At 40.2% G+C, this 16,439-nt stretch carries 14 protein-coding genes and 1 tRNA gene; 3 read left to right on the top strand and 12 right to left on the bottom strand.

Annotated features, from left to right (window positions below; translation table 11 throughout):
• Window positions 1-15: 15 nt before the first annotated feature.
• Together uvrD and L5B90_RS00250 are read right to left on the bottom strand one after the other, a co-directional pair.
• Window positions 16-2,202 carry a DNA helicase II gene (gene uvrD / locus L5B90_RS00255; protein WP_265761824.1) on the bottom strand — a complete coding sequence of 729 codons (2,187 nt, stop codon included), beginning with the start codon at window positions 2,200-2,202 and terminating at the stop codon, window positions 16-18.
• Window positions 2,203-2,362: 160 nt separating this feature from the next.
• On the bottom strand, window positions 2,363-2,731 hold the full coding sequence (locus tag L5B90_RS00250; RefSeq protein ID WP_265761823.1) for a transcriptional regulator: 369 nt from the start codon (window positions 2,729-2,731) through the stop codon (window positions 2,363-2,365).
• 122 nt (window positions 2,732-2,853) lie between these two features.
• Here L5B90_RS00250 and L5B90_RS00245 point away from each other — a divergent pair, with 122 nt between their 5' ends.
• The gene (locus L5B90_RS00245) at window positions 2,854-3,045 is read left to right on the top strand and encodes a hypothetical protein (RefSeq protein ID WP_265761822.1); all 192 of its coding nucleotides are present in this window, start codon (window positions 2,854-2,856) and stop codon (window positions 3,043-3,045) included.
• A gap of 143 nt (window positions 3,046-3,188) precedes the next feature.
• Here the strand turns inward: L5B90_RS00245 and rlmM are convergent, their stop codons facing one another.
• Together rlmM and L5B90_RS00235 are read right to left on the bottom strand one after the other, a co-directional pair.
• On the bottom strand, window positions 3,189-4,280 hold the full coding sequence (rlmM, locus tag L5B90_RS00240) for a 23S rRNA (cytidine(2498)-2'-O)-methyltransferase RlmM (protein ID WP_265761821.1): 1,092 nt from the start codon (window positions 4,278-4,280) through the stop codon (window positions 3,189-3,191).
• The gene (locus tag L5B90_RS00235) at window positions 4,273-5,163 is read right to left on the bottom strand and encodes a transcriptional regulator GcvA (RefSeq protein ID WP_250350475.1); all 891 of its coding nucleotides are present in this window, start codon (window positions 5,161-5,163) and stop codon (window positions 4,273-4,275) included. Before L5B90_RS00235 ends, rlmM begins: the two co-directional genes overlap by 8 nt.
• Before the next feature lie 486 nt (window positions 5,164-5,649).
• Here L5B90_RS00235 and L5B90_RS00230 point away from each other — a divergent pair, with 486 nt between their 5' ends.
• Entirely contained in the window at window positions 5,650-6,672 is a 1,023-nt protein-coding gene (locus tag L5B90_RS00230) for a branched-chain amino acid aminotransferase (RefSeq protein ID WP_265761820.1), read from the top strand.
• A gap of 53 nt (window positions 6,673-6,725) precedes the next feature.
• Here the strand turns inward: L5B90_RS00230 and truB are convergent, their stop codons facing one another.
• From truB to L5B90_RS00190, 8 genes are all read right to left on the bottom strand, one after another.
• On the bottom strand, window positions 6,726-7,652 hold the full coding sequence (gene truB / locus L5B90_RS00225; RefSeq protein WP_265761819.1) for a tRNA pseudouridine(55) synthase TruB: 927 nt from the start codon (window positions 7,650-7,652) through the stop codon (window positions 6,726-6,728).
• Window positions 7,645-8,061, bottom strand: a complete 417-nt coding sequence (gene rbfA / locus L5B90_RS00220; protein WP_250363156.1) for a 30S ribosome-binding factor RbfA — start codon at window positions 8,059-8,061, stop codon at window positions 7,645-7,647. The genes truB and rbfA overlap by 8 nt, the downstream gene beginning before the upstream one ends.
• A 128-nt stretch (window positions 8,062-8,189) precedes the next feature.
• The gene (infB, locus tag L5B90_RS00215) at window positions 8,190-10,733 is read right to left on the bottom strand and encodes a translation initiation factor IF-2 (protein ID WP_250363157.1); all 2,544 of its coding nucleotides are present in this window, start codon (window positions 10,731-10,733) and stop codon (window positions 8,190-8,192) included.
• Between the two features lie 17 nt (window positions 10,734-10,750).
• On the bottom strand, window positions 10,751-12,238 hold the full coding sequence (gene nusA / locus L5B90_RS00210; RefSeq protein ID WP_250350480.1) for a transcription termination factor NusA: 1,488 nt from the start codon (window positions 12,236-12,238) through the stop codon (window positions 10,751-10,753).
• A 24-nt stretch (window positions 12,239-12,262) separates the two neighbouring features.
• Window positions 12,263-12,718 carry a ribosome maturation factor RimP gene (gene rimP, locus L5B90_RS00205; RefSeq protein WP_250350481.1) on the bottom strand — a complete coding sequence of 152 codons (456 nt, stop codon included), beginning with the start codon at window positions 12,716-12,718 and terminating at the stop codon, window positions 12,263-12,265.
• A gap of 121 nt (window positions 12,719-12,839) precedes the next feature.
• Window positions 12,840-12,916 (bottom strand) — tRNA-Met (locus L5B90_RS00200).
• 81 nt (window positions 12,917-12,997) lie between these two features.
• Window positions 12,998-13,726 (bottom strand): protein kinase family protein, encoded by a 729-nt coding sequence (locus tag L5B90_RS00195; RefSeq protein WP_442778752.1) that lies wholly within the window; start codon window positions 13,724-13,726, stop codon window positions 12,998-13,000.
• Window positions 13,727-13,750: 24 nt separating this feature from the next.
• Window positions 13,751-15,193 carry an alanine/glycine:cation symporter family protein gene (locus L5B90_RS00190; RefSeq protein ID WP_265761817.1) on the bottom strand — a complete coding sequence of 481 codons (1,443 nt, stop codon included), beginning with the start codon at window positions 15,191-15,193 and terminating at the stop codon, window positions 13,751-13,753.
• Window positions 15,194-15,606: 413 nt separating this feature from the next.
• On the opposite strand from L5B90_RS00190, the gene L5B90_RS00185 reads away from it, so the two are divergent.
• A complete protein-coding gene (locus tag L5B90_RS00185) occupies window positions 15,607-16,410 on the top strand; it encodes a gluconate 5-dehydrogenase (RefSeq protein ID WP_250350484.1) in 804 nt (267 codons plus the stop codon).
• The last annotated feature ends 29 nt before the right edge of the window (window positions 16,411-16,439 follow it).

Genomic DNA, 16,439 nt, shown 5'->3' with positions numbered 1-16,439 from the left:
ATTTTTAATTTGTGTTTAGGATAACTTCTCTAGCTTCGCCAATGCCGCAATCAGCCATTTAATCCCCTCTCCTTGAAAAGCGATTTGTAGTCGGGTGTTATTGTCTTCACCTTCCACATTAATAATTGTGCCATTACCAAATTTAGCGTGTCTAACTTTTTGTCCCATTCGCCATTCGCTATCATTTTTGGCTTTATGGCTATTTAACGAACCGACGGCAGCACGGTTATACGCACGCGTCACCGTGCCTCGTAAACGCACTTCTTGAATACAATCCTTTGGTAATTCTTCAATAAAACGAGAGGGAATATGGCGTTCTTCTTTGCCATATAATCGGCGGCTTTCCGCATAACTAATGGTGAGTTTTTGCTTGGCTCGGGTGATGCCAACATAAGCCAGACGGCGTTCCTCTTCTAAACGCCCTGGTTCTTCAAAAGAACGGAAGCTTGGAAATAAACCTTCTTCCACCCCAACCATAAAGACGCGTGAAAATTCTAACCCTTTGGCGGAATGTAATGTCATCATTTGTACACTTGATTCATGGGCTGAGGCCTGTTCTTCCCCAGCCTCTAAAGAGGCGTGGGTGAGAAATGCCATTAAATCTGTCATTTCTTCCGCTTCATCTGGTTTAATAAATTCTCGAGTTGCACTCACCAGTTCTTCCAAATTTTCGATCCGCACTTCACCTTTTTCACCTTTCTCCTGCTTATACATTTCATACAAGCCTGAGTGTTTAATGACAAAATCAGTTTGTGCAAATAGTGGCATTTCTGCACTATCTTGTTGTAAGGAATTAATTAATTCCGTAAAACGCAATAAAGCGGTTGCTGCCCGTCCTGCTAACATATTTTCCTGAATGGCAACTTGAATGGCTTGCCATAGGGTAATTTGTCGCTCACGGGTTAATTGACGTAACACATCTAAGGTTCGATCGCCAATCCCTCGAGCTGGTGTGTTGATCACTCGCTCAAAGGCGGCATCATCAAAGCGATTGGAGATCAAACGTAAATACGCTAAGGCATCTTTAATTTCTTGCCGTTCAAAGAAACGCAATCCACCATAAATTCGATAAGGAATTTGGGCGCGAATTAAGGCTTCTTCAATAACACGAGATTGGCTATTACTACGATATAAAATCGCACAATCATCTAATTTTCCACCATCATCGAGCCAGATTTTGATTTGGCTTGCCACAAACTGAGCTTCGTCAATTTCATTAAAGGCGGCATAAATCCCAACAGGATCGCCTTGCTCCCCCTCCGTCCATAAATCCTTACCAAGACGGTTACTATTATTCGCAATTAAATGGTTGGCACTGTTGAGAATATTGCCCGTAGAACGATAATTTTGCTCAAGGCGAATGGTTTGTGCATTATGAAAATCTTCTAAGAAACGGTGAATATTTTCAACTTGTGCGCCACGCCAGCCATAAATAGACTGATCGTCATCGCCTACGATCATTATTTTACCCGTTTCTCCCACCAATAATTTGATCCACGCATATTGGATTTTGTTGGTATCTTGGAACTCGTCCACCAAAATATGCGAAAAACGCTGCTGATAACGTTGCAAAATTAATGGTTTTTTCAGCCACAATTCATACGCTCGCAACAATAATTCAGAAAAATCTAACAAGCCCGCTCTATCACAAGCATCTTGATAAATTTGATAAATTTTAATCCAAGTGCGTTCTTGAATATCACCCTCATCATCAAGTTGATGCGGACGCAAACCTTCTTCTTTTTTGTTATTAATATACCAGCAAGCCTGTTTCGGCGGATACGCTTTTTCGTCAATATTATGTAGTTTAATCAAGCGTTTAATCAAACGTTGCTGATCATCACTATCTAAAATTTGAAAATCCTGTGGTAGCCCAGCATCCGCATAATGGGCGCGTAATAGACGGTGTGCAATACTATGAAATGTGCCAGTCCACATTCCCATTATGCGTTGTGATGAATATTTCGCCAATGTTTGCTCAATTCGATGACGCATTTCTGCAGCGGCTTTATTGGTAAAGGTGACTGCCATTATACTGCCTTCAGAAATTTGCTCTACCGCAATCAACCAAGCAATACGATAAGTTAGCACTCGCGTTTTACCACTACCCGCGCCAGCTAACACTAAGTAGTTGCCCAAGGGGGCGGCGACTGCCTCACGTTGTTTATCATTTAATCCATCAAGTAATTCTGAAATATCCATCACATCACCACTGTTTTTTTATACAGTTTTAAATTATAGGGGGATTTTGCTAAAAGGCAAGAAGTGCGGTGAAATTTTTATGAATTTTCCACCGCACTTTGGTGTAAGAACACAATAAACCGTACGTTATTTCTAGTTCAAAAAACGGGCAAAAGTTTACTTATTCCTCTCCCGTTTGAAATGCCAAAATAAGCTGTAAGATTGCTCGTTTTTGCTTTTCAGATAAGGAAGAAATCAATTCAACTAGAGTTTCATTCATTGTATCTATTTGTGTATGTTCAGACACGCCATACCTTAACCAAATTGGTTTTACCTTTAACCAATTTGCTAAGGTATCAATTTTATCCAGTGAAGGAATTGCTAAGCCGTTTAACCACTTGTAAACCGCTTGCTGTGTCACTGGCTCATTTGGGTGCTGGAGATTAAATTTCGTTGCAATTTCACTATTTTTCAATGTGTTAGGATATTTTGTTGCAAGTGCTAGCTTCAATCTCTCACTAAATTTTTCTTTTTCATTCGGTATTTTCATTTGGTGAATTATGACCGATTGAAAAAACCTCTTGTAAACCAATATAGTTTAATATTAAACTATATTGGTTTAAGTGTTATCTTAAACGTTCATCACTATTTTTTATTTAGAAGGATATTAATATGAAATTGAACAAATTATTTTTTGCTGCAATGGCTATCGTATCAACCTCACTTGTAGGCTGTGCAGAATTACAAAAGGAATTAGGCAATATTGCAAACTCAGCGAAAGATAGTGCGGTACAAAGAGCGCAAATTGAAGCAAGTAGTAAAGCGTCAGAAGCTGTTGGTAAGGCTTTAGGCTCTAAATACTAAAAAAGCCATTAATAACAAATAAGCGTTCCTCTTTACCACTAAGAGAAACGCTTATTTTCTTTGGGGGAGTTTATAAACTGAATTAAGACAACATTAAAGCTATTCAGTAAGATAAAATTAGCAAATTTTCCACCGCACTTTAATTAAGGCAGTAAATAGAGATAAACGGTGATCTCTTCCCTATCGTGATACAGATGCTTTGCTTTAAGTTTGAATTTCATTCCTTGTTGATCTAAGGCTTGTTCAATCATTGCTAGGCATTCTTTCACTTCTACATAACGTTTTTTCATTGGCAATTTTAAATTAAAAATGCTGGCTTGGCACCACCCATTAATGAACCATTTTGTAATTAATTGCGCAATACGACTTGGCTGTTCGACCATATCACATACTAGCCAATCAATACGGCGACGTTTCGGTGGTTGAAATTTAAAACCGTCTTCAGCACAATGTTCAATGCGACCCGTTTCGTGTAGGCTCGCTGCCATTTTGCCGTGATCTACCGCATAAACAAATAAACCACGTTTAACCAATTGATACGTCCATCCTCCCGGGCAAGCACCGAGATCAACCGCATACTGATTTTCATTTAAGTATTGGCTTTCTTTTTGTTTAGGAATAAAGGTTAAAATGGCTTCTTCTAATTTTAAGGTCGAGCGACTTGGTGCCTCTGCGGGGAATTTAAGCCGTTGAATGCCCATAAAATATGGCGAATGATTATGGTTGTAAGAATACCCTACATAGCACGCTGTTGATTGCAAGAAAAAAACGTGCAACGTTAGGGTATGTTGATGATTGCCTTTGCCCTGTAAAAAGCCTTCTTTTTTCAAAATATTACGCAAAGGTACGGTAAATTTACGGCAAAATCCAGACAATTCTTTTGCTTCATTGGTGTCGGCAGTTTCAACAAATAATTCGGTGCTATTTTTGAGTTTTTTCGCCAATTCATCTTGCTGATATTGCAATAAAATAGGGCTAATACGATCTTCAGGTGAGAGGTCTTGTAATAAATCTGATACAACAATCATTTGGCGAGCAAAAATCAGTTGGTCAAAAGGCAGTTCTTGTGCCAATCGATCCGCCTCACCAGCCTGATAACATTCAAAAATCACATAACCTGAATTTGGCTCAACACGGGCGAAGCCAAAAATACCACGTTCGGCTGCTTTATCAGTAATTTCGGCGGCAAGTTCTTTTTCAAAGCCAATACGGCAATATAAGGCAAGTTTATTCATTATTGTTTCTTATTTCTTTAATTATCCATTGGCGAAATGCGAGAATTTGCTCATCATTCGCTTTATCTAATTGATTAACTACATAAAAAGATTTTGGATCTTTGAGTTGGATTGGTAACACCACTTGCAGTGTACCACGATCAATTTCTTGCTGAGCTAGCACACGGTTAGCGAGTACAATGCCTTGTCCGTGTACGGCAGCTTGCAAGGCCATAAAAGTATGGCTGAAAATAGGGCCGTGCTGAATGTCCAACGCTTTTAATTGTAAATGATTCGCCATATTTTGCCAGTTATCACGGGTATGAATATGAATCAGCGTATGTTTTTTAAGATCATCTGCTGAATATACCGGCTGTTTAGCCAATAATTTTGGTGAGGCAAGCAAGAGCAAATTTTCCTCTGCTAATTTTTCCACTTGCAGATTTTCCCACGCGCCACGTCCATAATAAATCGCAATATCAATTTCGCGGTTCAGCAATCCTTCATCTTGATCCACGCCTGTCAAGCGAACTTCAATATCTGGATAAAGGGCATTAAACCCACTTAAACGAGGCACAAGCCACTGAATGCCAAAGGTTTGGGGTACACTAATCGCAATATGTTTTTCATTTTTCTGCGTCATTAGTTTTTGCGTAACCTCAGACAAACGGCGTAAAATCTCTGTCACTTCTTTGAAATAAATCTGTCCTAACTCAGTTAGCACTAACGCTCGGTGCTGACGTTTAAATAATTCAATGCCTAAAAAATCTTCTAATAATTTAATTTGATGACTCACTGCTGCTTGGGTCACAAAGAGTTCATCCGCTGCTTTTGTGAAACTCAAATGGCGAGCCGCACATTCAAAAGCTTTCAGTGAATTCAAGGGAGGCAAACGTTTATACATAAATTCTTCTCAAATGAAAAATAATCAGTTATACTAACTGACTGATTTATCTATTAGTTTTTTTAATGCAAGGGATAAAAAAATATCCTTTGTTCTCGTCCGTACATCTCACTACAATACGCACATACTTAATGATTGGTAATTCCTTATTGGTTAAGAGTTTCGACTTAAGTATGATGTTGTGTTTGCATAGTTCGGGAAACCGAACAGAGTAACTGATTAGTTACTCATTTCACTTCCTGTATATTTTTTGACCTAATTAGGTTAGACACCGCTCGATTGAGCGGTGTTTTTTTATGTGCGAGATCCTACCACAGTTTCACTTTTCCTCGAAATAGATTTCCTTGTTAGCCATAAAGAAGACATCGTATTTTTTCTAAGAAAAAATAAATTCAAAAATAACCGCACTTTTATTGTTGCAAGTTTTAAATAATGGTGTAGATTAAAACCATTCTGTTGTAACAACATCATTAATAAGGAAATAAAATGACACTAAAAAACATTGACTGGCAAAATCTTGGTTTTGGCTATATCAAAACGGATTATCGTTATATTGCTCACTGGAAAGACGGAGAATGGTCTAAAGGGGAACTCACCCAAGATAATGTGCTTCATATTAGCGAGGGATCAACCGCATTACATTATGGACAACAATGCTTTGAGGGGTTAAAAGCATATCGCTGTAAAGATGGCTCAATAAATCTATTCCGTCCAGATCAAAATGCTGAGCGTTTACAAAAAAGCTGTCAGCGTTTATTAATGCCTGAAGTCCCTGTTGAAATGTTTATTGATGCTTGTAAACAAGTTGTCAAAGCGAATCAATCTTGGATTGCCCCTTACGGCACAGGAGCAACACTTTACTTACGTCCATTTGTGATTGGCGTGGGAGATAATGTAGGCGTAACCCCTGCAAAAGAATACATCTTTTCTATTTTCTGTAGCCCAGTAGGGGCATACTTTAAAGGGGGGATGAAACCAACTAATTTTATCGTTTCTGACTACGATCGTGCAGCCCCACAAGGTACTGGCGCGGCTAAAGTGGGCGGAAACTATGCGGCCAGTCTTTATCCAAGTAAATTAGCGAAACAACGCAATTTTAGCGACTGTATTTATCTTGATCCTGCCACTCACACTAAAATTGAAGAAGTGGGTTCAGCAAATTTCTTTGCTATCACGAAAGATAATAAGTTTATTACCCCGCTTTCCCCATCAATTTTACCAAGTATCACGAAATATTCTCTGCTCTATTTGGCAAAAGAACGTCTTGGTTTAGACACCCTTGAAGGGGATATTTATATTAATGAATTAGACCAATTCAAAGAAGCTGGGGCTTGCGGAACTGCGGCAGTGATTACGCCAATTGGCGGTATTCAATATGGCGATAACTTCCACGTTTTCTATTCAGAAACAGAAGTTGGCGAAATCACCCAACGTCTTTATAACGAACTGACCGGTATTCAATTTGGTGATATTGAAGCGCCTGAAGGTTGGATTGTTAAAGTGGAATAATTTTCCAAATAAAATCAAAACGAATAAAAAAGGGGCGTTTGCCCCTTTAATCTTTATAATAAATCTAATGCGACCATTCGGCTTGGTCGGATAACGTTATTTTTATCCACTTCTGCCACACCTAAAAACTGATGTTTATCAGAAAATAACCGCACCTGTCCGTAAATCTGTTGTGGATTATCAAACTTCACACGTTGCCCAAAGCCTACGGCTCGGCTTTGCTCAGCAGTTAAAAGCAAAGCGGGTAAGGATTTCACCGCACTGTCGATAGGTAATAAATGCTGATCTAGCAAACTTAAATCCTGCTGTTCGCTTAAGGCGTTAAGATCTTCTAAGCGCATCATCGCTTGCTGAGGATAATCCGCCACCGCAAGGCGGCGAAGCATCGTTACGTGTGCGCCACAACCTAACACTTCACCTAAATCATCAACTAAAGTGCGAATATAAGTGCCTTTAGAACAATGTACTTCCAGCGTTAAATAAGGAGCTTGGTAATCAATAAATTTCAGTTCAAAAATGGTGATAAGACGTGGTTCACGTTCCACGGTAATGCCTGCACGCGCATATTCATATAGCGGTTTCCCTTGATGTTTCAAGGCTGAAAACATTGTCGGCACTTGCATAATCTCGCCACGAAATTGATCAAGTGCGGTCAAAATTTCTGAGATTTCCACCCGCACTTCTCGATGTTGCACCACTTGTCCATCTGCATCAGAGGTATCTGTACGTTCCCCCAATTTCGCCGTGACCAAATAACGCTTATCAGAATCAAGCAAATATTGCGAAAACTTGGTCGCCTCACCTAAACAAATGGGCAACATCCCCGTAGCGAGGGGATCTAACGCCCCTGTATGCCCTGCCTTATTTGCCTGAAAAAGCCATTTCACTTGTTGCATAATTTGGTTAGAACTTGCCCCTTGTGGCTTATCTAACAAAAAAATTCCGTGAATGTGGCGACCTTTATTTTTTGCTCTACTCATTATTTTTGTCGGCATCTTCTTGGTTATGCGGTTCTGGCTGGTGGCGTTTTTGATCATCACGAATCACTTCACTCACCAAGTTAGACATTCTCATTCCTTCGACCAAAGATTGATCATAAATAAAACGTAACTCAGGAACGATCCGTAAACGCATCGCTTTCGCCAATAATGAACGGATATAAGGTGCAGCTTTTTCTAACCCTTTCATTCCACTTTCAATAATACTTTCATCTTGATCAAATAAAAAGGTTACAAAAACTTTTGCATAAGCCAAATCGCGCGATACTTCTACATCAGAAACGGTAACCATTCCAATACGAGGATCTTTGACTTCACGCTGTAAAATGACTGCAATTTCTTTTTGTAATTCCTGTGCTACGCGATCTGAGCGTTTAAATTCTCTTGTCATTTCCTTTTCCTATAAATAAAAAGAGGATAATGCTTGCCTCGCTTAAGGTGTAACCTATGACGAAAAGCCTATCCCATTTATTGTGTTAAGTAAAAGTGCGGATAAAAACACCCGCACTTTCTCATTCATTAAATTGAGCGTTTAATTTCAACCACTTCAAAGACTTCAATTTGGTCGCCAACTTTCACATCGTTGTAGTTTTTCACGCCAATACCACATTCCATTCCATTACGCACTTCTGCGACGTCATCTTTGAAACGGCGGAGAGATTCCAATTCCCCTTCAAAGATCACCACGTTATCACGTAATACACGGATTGGATTATTACGTTTCACCACACCTTCGGTAACCATACAACCTGCGATTGCACCAAATTTCGGATGGCGGAATACATCACGCACTTCTGCAAGACCGATAATTTCTTGCTTAAATTCAGGCTGTAACATACCGCTCATTGCTGCTTTGATTTCGTTAAGTAGTTCATAAATGATTGAATAATAACGCAAATCAATATTTTCATTTTCAATGATACGGCGTGCTGACGCATCGGCACGAACGTTAAAACCAACAATAATCGCATTAGATGCCGCAGCTAAAGTTGCATCGGTTTCGGTAATTCCGCCCACGCCAGAGCCAACGACATTCACTTTCACTTCTGCGGTTGAAAGCTCTTGCAAGGCTTGAACGATCGCTTCTACCGAACCTTGAACGTCTGCTTTGACAATAACGTTCAATTCTGCCACATCGCCTTCTGCCATATTGCTGAACATATTTTCCAACTTCGCTTTTTGCTGACGGGCTAATTTCACTTCGCGGAATTTACCTTGACGATATAATGCCACCTCACGGGCTTTTTTCTCATCACGTACCACAGTGGCTTCATCACCCGCAGATGGCACACCAGATAAGCCTAATACTTCTACTGGAATTGATGGGCCTGCTTCTGAAATGTCTTTACCATTTTCATCTCGCATTGCACGTACACGGCCATATTCAAAACCACAAAGCACAATATCACCACGGCGTAATGTTCCTGATTGAACTAAGATGGTTGCGACTGGACCACGACCTTTATCAAGATATGATTCAATCACCACCCCAGTTGCCATTCCATCTTTCACGGCACTGAGTTCTAACACTTCAGATTGTAATAAGATGGCTTCAAGTAATTCATCCACCCCTGTTCCTTTTTTCGCAGAAACATAAACAAACTGGGTATCGCCACCAAATTTTTCTGCAATTACTTCGTGTTGCAATAACTCTTGTTCCACGCGATCTGGGTTTGCTTCAGGCTTATCAATTTTGTTCACCGCCACAACGATTGGCACACCGGCTGCTTTTGCATGTTGGATTGCTTCAATGGTTTGTGGCATCACGCCATCATCTGCGGCAACTACAAGCACGACGATATCCGTTGCTTTTGCACCACGCGCACGCATTGAGGTAAAGGCGGCGTGTCCCGGGGTATCAAGGAAAGTGATCATTTTGCCATCATCTGTTTCAACGTGGTAAGCACCAATGTGTTGGGTAATCCCACCCGCCTCGCCAGCTGCCACTTTGGCTTTACGAATGTAGTCAAGTAAGGAAGTTTTACCGTGATCAACGTGTCCCATAATAGTTACCACTGGCGCACGATTTACTTTTTCAGCATTCACATCACGATCGCCTAATACAGATTCTTCTAGCTCATTTTCTTTGCGTAGGATCACTTTGTGTCCCATTTCTTCGGCTACAAGCTGTGCTGTTTCTTGATCGATCACTTGGTTAATGGTAACCATTTCGCCCATTTTCATCATTGTTTTGATGATTTCAGTGGCTTTCACTGCCATTTTGTTCGCAAGTTCCGCGACGGTAATGGTTTCCCCAATCACCACATCACGGTTTACTGGTGCTGCGGGCTTGGTGAAGCCTTGTTGTAAGCTACTACCTTTTTTGCCTTGCTTACCTTTCGCGCCTTTGCCACCTTTAATGTCTTTTTGATTACGACGATTTGATTCACGCTCATTTTTGTTGTTGTCGTCTTCACGTCCGCCTTTTTTCGCTTTGACAACTTTATTTTTACCACGACCACGATTTTCATTGCGGCGCTCTTCTTCGTCTTCTGCTTCGCGCGCATAGCTTGAAGTCAGATGATAATCTGAATAATCTTCAGAAATTTCATTTTTTTCATCCGCACTTGCTAAATCCGCATAGCGTTTCGCTTCTTCTGCCGCTTTACGGGCTTGCTCTTCTGCTTTTTGACGTGCTAATTCATCCGCTTTACGGCGAAGCTCTGCTTCTTCGGCTTTAAGACGTTCTTTTTCTTCATTAATTGCTTTATTCGCGCTGTCTTTTGCGGTTTTATCCGCATTTTCTTTTGCTTTTTGTTCAGCCTGACGTTTTTCCTGCTCTGCTTTTTCCGCTTCTTTTTTCGCTTTTTCAGCTTCTTTCTGTGCTTTTTCTGCGGCTGCTTTCTCTTCAGCCGCTTTCTTCTCAGCTTCTTGTTTTGCTTTTAAGCGAGCCTCTTCTTCCGCACGAATTGCAGCTTCTGTTGGAACAGTGCGTTTTTTGCGTACCTCTACTTGTACTGTTTTATTTTTACCAGTACTTGTGGTGGTATTTGCCGTGGTTTTAGTACGGCGTTGTATGCTTAATTTTTTCGGTGCATCCGATTTTTTGACTTCATCTACCATAGTTTTTACACCCTTCTTTATTCTTCACTGAACCAACAAATATTACGTGCCGCCATAATTAAATCTGCGGCCTGTTCGGCACTTAATTCTTCAATATCGGCTAAATCATCCACACCTTGTTCCGCTAATTCTTCTAAGGTCGTGATTTGTTTTTCTGCTAATTTGAACGCAAGATGGCGGTTCATTCCTTCAAGATTTAATAATTTATCTTCAATATGCGCTTGTTTTAACGCTTCTTCTTCCGCTAATGCCGCAGCAGTCAAGGCGTTTTTAGCTCGAGTTTGTAATTCCTCAACAAGATCTTCATCTTCTAACCCATCAATTGCTGTTAATTCATTAACTGGAACATAAGCAAGTTCTTCTAAGCTAGTGAACCCTTCTTCTACAAGGATTTGAGCAAATTCTTCATCAATTTCTAATGCCTCAATAAAGCGTTTAAGCACTTTATTATCTTCAGCTTGATGTTTTTCATTAAGCTCTTCTGTGGTCATTACATTTAATGTCCAACCTGTCAGTTGTTTGGCTAGACGTACATTTTGTCCATTACGTCCGATGGCTTGTGGCAAGTTTTCCGCTTCAACCGCAATATCCATAGAATGATTATCTTCATCAACAACAATAGACGTCACATCCGCCGGTGCCATTGCATTAATCACAAACTGAGCTGGATTGTCATCCCATAACACAATATCAACACGCTCTCCGCCTAATTCATTGGTAATTGCCTGCACGCGTGAACCGCGCATTCCGACACAAGCCCCAACAGGATCAATACGTTTATCATTGCTTTTTACAGCAATTTTAGCGCGCGAACCCGGATCACGTGCTGCACCTTTGATTTCAATCAGCTCTTCACCGATTTCAGGCACTTCAATGCGGAATAATTCAATAATCATTTCAGGTTTTGCACGGGTAACAAAAAGCTGTGCGCCTTTGCTTTCTGGGCTAACACGGTATAACACACCACGCACACGATCACCCGGGCGGAAATTCTCGCGCGGTAACATATCTTCACGCAAAATCACCGCTTCCGCTTGCTGACCTAAATCTAAAATAATATTTTCACGGTTTACTTTTTTCACCGTTCCCGTCACAATTTCGCCCTCATTAGAACGGAATTGCTCAACGATTTTGTTACGCTCCGCTTCACGGATTTTGCTACTAATCACTTGGCGTGCGGTTTGCATTGTAATACGGTCAAACGCCACAGATTCAATTTGATCTTCCACATAATCCCCAACCTGTACATTAGGATCATCAAATTGTGCCGCTTCAAGGGTGATTTCTTTTGTTGGATTGGTTACTTCATCCACCACTAACCAACGGCGGAATGTATCAAATTCACCCGTTTTTGGATCGATCACTACACGCACATCAATTTCTTGTTCATATTTTTTTCTCGTAGAGAGAGCAATCGCACTTTCTAAAGCCTCAAAAATTTTCTCACGAGGTAACAATTTTTCATTTGATACTGCTTCCGCAGCTAATAAAATCTCTTTACTCATTTTTTCTTTTCTTCCTATATAAACTTAAAATTTAGGTACCACATTGGCTTTTTGAATGTTACCAAATACCAATACTTGAGGCTGTCCATCAACCATTAACGTCAGCATATCATTTTCAATATGCGCTAATTTTCCTTGCCACTTACGGCGTTCTAATACAGGAATACGTAAATGCACGATAATCTCTTGATCAATAAAGCGAGCATATTGCGCTAAGGTAAATAATGGACGATCAAGCCCCGGTGAAGAGACTTCAAGGTTATATTTATCCGCAATCGGATCTTCCACATCTAAAATCGCGCTGACCTGACGGCTCACATCAGCACAATCATCAACGGTTACGCCACCTTCTTTATCAATATATAAACGCACGGTTAAAAATCTTCCCATACGCTGGCACTCAATTCCCCAAAGTTCACAGCCTAAATCCTGTACAGAATCCTTGAGTAAATCAGATAATTTTTCTTCTAATGTTGCCAATTAACGCCTCCTACACAAAATTAGGACGTAAAAAAAGGGCTATCAGCCCAGTTCTACATCTAAATTGCTCGTACAAAAAAACCCCAAAATTGGGGTTCTTTTTACTGAACTTTCTATGAATTGGTTGCGGGGGCTGGATTTGAACCAACGACCTTCGGGTTATGAGCCCGACGAGCTACCAAGCTGCTCCACCCCGCGTCCGAAATATGTGGCGTATTATACCTATAGAAAAACAAATAGCAAGGCTTTATCAAAAAAACTTGTAAAAAAGCACCGCACTTAGTTGTTTAAGGTGTTTTCAAATAAACGATAAATCGCAATAAGATCCATTCTTGCAATAGGCTTAAAAGGTAACAATAAATAATACAGCCAACGGTTTTTTCGCAAAAAAGAAACCGTTCGTTGCCAACTATCAGGTTCACAGTATTGTTGATATTTCTCGATGACTAAACGCATTTGCTCATCAGAAATGCTATCTGAACGCCCAAGACTGTGAATAAAAATAAGGCTATCTCGTACTTTTTGCCAATTTAAATTCGTCTGATTAGAACGGGATTCAAAATCAATAAACTGTACCTTGCCTTCGTGCCACGCCATATCACGTAGCGCTGGGCGACCGTGAACCAAACCTTTCTTATGCAAATCTGTTAAGGCTTTTACCCCATCTTCCAAAATAGCCAGCTTCTGCATTGAACTGAGATCGGGTTTATCCACCCAATAACTGATGGTTTTACCCGCATCTTTTAGTACTAAAAAATCTTCGCCAAATGCCATTAATTGTGGCACGGGTGCTTTTTTTTCGGCTAAAAACTGCAAGGTGTTCAATTCGTTTTGAAAAGCTTTTTTTGGTTGCGGTTTAAGTAAACGCCAGACACCTTTAAGTTGTTCAGGTTGTTTGAGCCAATAGCGCTGATTTTCATATTCAAAGCTAATAATTCGCTCACCTTTATGCTGTTTTAGCAAGGCTTGCACCTTTTCTTGAAATTCAATGTGTTGTGCTGACATCAAACAACCTCATACTTACATCAATAATTATTTCCAAACATCCGGATTTACGCCACGTTTAAGAAGCGCGGGATGTTCTTCAATTTTAAATTCTGGCTCACGAATGCCTGCTTTAATTTGGCGTTGATAATCTTTTAATAATGTCCAAACAATCGGGGAAAGCAACACGATAGACACCAAGTTAATTAATGCCATCACGGCCATTACCGTATCGGCGAAGCTCCATACCACATTCCCTGAATTCACTGCACCAAAGTACACGAAAAATAACACCACTAAGCGGAAAAGAAACACCACTACAGGGCGATTTTTGAGGAAACGGATATTACTTTCTGCATAGGCATAGTTACCAATAATAGAAGAAAATGCAAATAGCAATAAGATAAAAGCAAGGAAATGCAAACCAAATTCACCCACGTGATATTGTAAAGCATTTTGCGTAAGGGAAATACTTTTCAGCGTTTCACCACCGTAATTGTCTGATAGCAAAATGATGATAGCCGTACAAGAACACACAATAATGGTATCAACAAACACGCCAAGCATTTGGATTAACCCTTGGCTTACCGGGTGTTTAACATCCGCAGTGGCCGCCGCATTTGGCGCCGATCCCATACCTGCTTCGTTAGAAAATAAACCACGTTTAATTCCCATTAGCATTGCTTTAGAGAAAATCGCCCCAAACATACCGCCAGCCATTGCATCAAAAGAGAAGGCACTATGCACAATGTTAGCAATCACAGTTGGGATCATTTCAATATGCATTCCCATAATGATTACCGCCATAATTAAATAGAACAGTGCCATTATCGGTACAATACGAGCCGATACTTTACCAATACGTTTCACCCCACCAAAAATAATTAAGGCGGTTAAAATCACCAAGCCAATTCCTACGTAATTTGGATTCCATTTCCACGCATTACCTGTTGCTTCAACAATGGCATTAGATTGCACCGCATTAAAGGCAAAACCAAAGGTAAAGATTAACGCAATAGCAAAACACGCTGCCAGCCAGCGAGATTTTAAGCCTTGCACAATATAATAAGCAGGTCCACCGCGGCTCACCCCATCTTTATCTTTTAATTTATATAATTGAGCAAGAGACGACTCTGCCACTGCACTGGACATACCAATCAACGCCGTTACCCACATCCAGAACACCGCACCTTCACCACCAATCGCAATTGCTGTGGCAACACCGCCAATATTCCCTACGCCCACACGGCTCGCTAGCCCTGTTGCAAAGGCTTGAAAGGGGGTTAAAGAATCCCCCGTAGAAGCGCGCCCAAACCACATTTCACGTAAACTTTGTGGAAATAAACGTAACTGCACTAACCCCGTCGTCACGGTAAAGAAAATGCCGACACCTAAAAGGGTAATTACGGTAATATCCCAAAGAGGGCCATCAAATGTTTCGACAAACCACGTTAAAGCGTGTTCCACGTTGCTGATAATTTGCTCAATCATAATTTCTCCTCATAATGAAAGACTGCATTCTAATAGATTTTATATAAAGAGAGAACAATTAGGATAAAAAAGAGAATAAAAAATTAAAAAAACCTCTATTTTTAAAAACTTTTAAAAAAATTACCGCACTTTATTATTCAACATTTAATTCACTGACTAAAAAGAGTGAGGAGAGATTAAACAAAAAACAGAGTTCAAAAATAAAATCGCTGATTATTCACTCAATTTTTTCATCAAAAACCTCATAAGGCATAAAAATTCGGCACAATTCACAAAAATGTGAACTACATCACATTCTATTTCTCATAATTCGCTATAATAAAATTGAAATAATGGTTTAATAATTTTAAAATCAAAAACCCAACAATTAAGTTTCAATGACAACCTCATTTTAAGGAGTTTAAGGAGCAACTATGTCAAATATTTTAGAGCAATTCTCATTAAAAGGTAAAATCGCCTTAGTTACAGGGGCATCATACGGTATCGGCTTTGCTATCGCGTCAGCACTCAGTCAGGCAGGCGCAAAAATTGTATTCAATGATGTAAATGAAGAAAACCTCAAAAAAGGTCTCGCTGCCTATAAAGAAGCAGGCATTGATGCACAGGGTTATTTATTTGATGTAACAGACGAAAATGCGGTAAAAGAACACGTCGCTAAAATTGAAAACGAAGTGGGCGTGATTGATATTTTAGTAAACAATGCGGGGATTATCCAACGTATCCCAATGCTAGAAACCACCGCAGCAGACTACCGTAAAATTATCGACATCGATTTGACTGGCCCATTCATTATGTCGAAAGCCGTATTGCCTTCTATGATCAAAAAAGGACACGGTAAAATCATCAACATCTGCTCAATGATGAGTGAATTAGGCCGTGAAACTGTGGTGGGTTATGCCTCCGCTAAAGGTGGATTAAAAATGCTCACCAAAAACATCTGTTCAGAATTTGGTGAAGCAAATATTCAATGTAACGGGATCGGCCCGGGTTATATCGCCACACCACAAACAGCACCATTACGCGAAAGACAACCTGACGGCTCTCGCCATCCATTCGATCAATTCATCATCGCTAAAACACCTGCTGCGCGTTGGGGAACGCCAGAAGATCTCGCAGGTGCGGCAGTATTCTTGTCTTCTGATGCCTCAAACTTCATCAATGGTCATATTTTATACGTTGATGGAGGTATCTTGGCATATATTGGTAAACAGCCGTAAAACTTGCTGCTTAGTTTTGGTTGAATGTA

It is taken from the genome of Avibacterium sp. 20-129, from assembly GCF_026226845.1.
Classification (GTDB): Bacteria; Pseudomonadota; Gammaproteobacteria; order Enterobacterales; family Pasteurellaceae; genus Avibacterium.
Note: the sequence above shows the minus strand (reverse complement) of the source record. Positions and strands in the feature narration are given on the sequence as shown.

Bases quoted from the DNA above. Each gene is read 5' to 3' on its own strand.
- uvrD (WP_265761824.1), bottom strand. From the start codon at position 2,202: ATGGATATTTCAGAATTACTTGATGGATTAAATGATAAACAACGTGAG.
- L5B90_RS00250 (WP_265761823.1), bottom strand. From the start codon at position 2,731: ATGAAAATACCGAATGAAAAAGAAAAATTTAGTGAGAGATTGAAGCTA.
- L5B90_RS00245 (WP_265761822.1), top strand. From the start codon at position 2,854: ATGAAATTGAACAAATTATTTTTTGCTGCAATGGCTATCGTATCAACC.
- rlmM (WP_265761821.1), bottom strand. From the start codon at position 4,280: ATGAATAAACTTGCCTTATATTGCCGTATTGGCTTTGAAAAAGAACTT.
- L5B90_RS00235 (WP_250350475.1), bottom strand. From the start codon at position 5,163: ATGTATAAACGTTTGCCTCCCTTGAATTCACTGAAAGCTTTTGAATGT.
- L5B90_RS00230 (WP_265761820.1), top strand. From the start codon at position 5,650: ATGACACTAAAAAACATTGACTGGCAAAATCTTGGTTTTGGCTATATC.
- truB (WP_265761819.1), bottom strand. From the start codon at position 7,652: ATGAGTAGAGCAAAAAATAAAGGTCGCCACATTCACGGAATTTTTTTG.
- rbfA (WP_250363156.1), bottom strand. From the start codon at position 8,061: ATGACAAGAGAATTTAAACGCTCAGATCGCGTAGCACAGGAATTACAA.
- infB (WP_250363157.1), bottom strand. From the start codon at position 10,733: ATGGTAGATGAAGTCAAAAAATCGGATGCACCGAAAAAATTAAGCATA.
- nusA (WP_250350480.1), bottom strand. From the start codon at position 12,238: ATGAGTAAAGAGATTTTATTAGCTGCGGAAGCAGTATCAAATGAAAAA.
- L5B90_RS00190 (WP_265761817.1), bottom strand. From the start codon at position 15,193: ATGATTGAGCAAATTATCAGCAACGTGGAACACGCTTTAACGTGGTTT.
- L5B90_RS00185 (WP_250350484.1), top strand. From the start codon at position 15,607: ATGTCAAATATTTTAGAGCAATTCTCATTAAAAGGTAAAATCGCCTTA.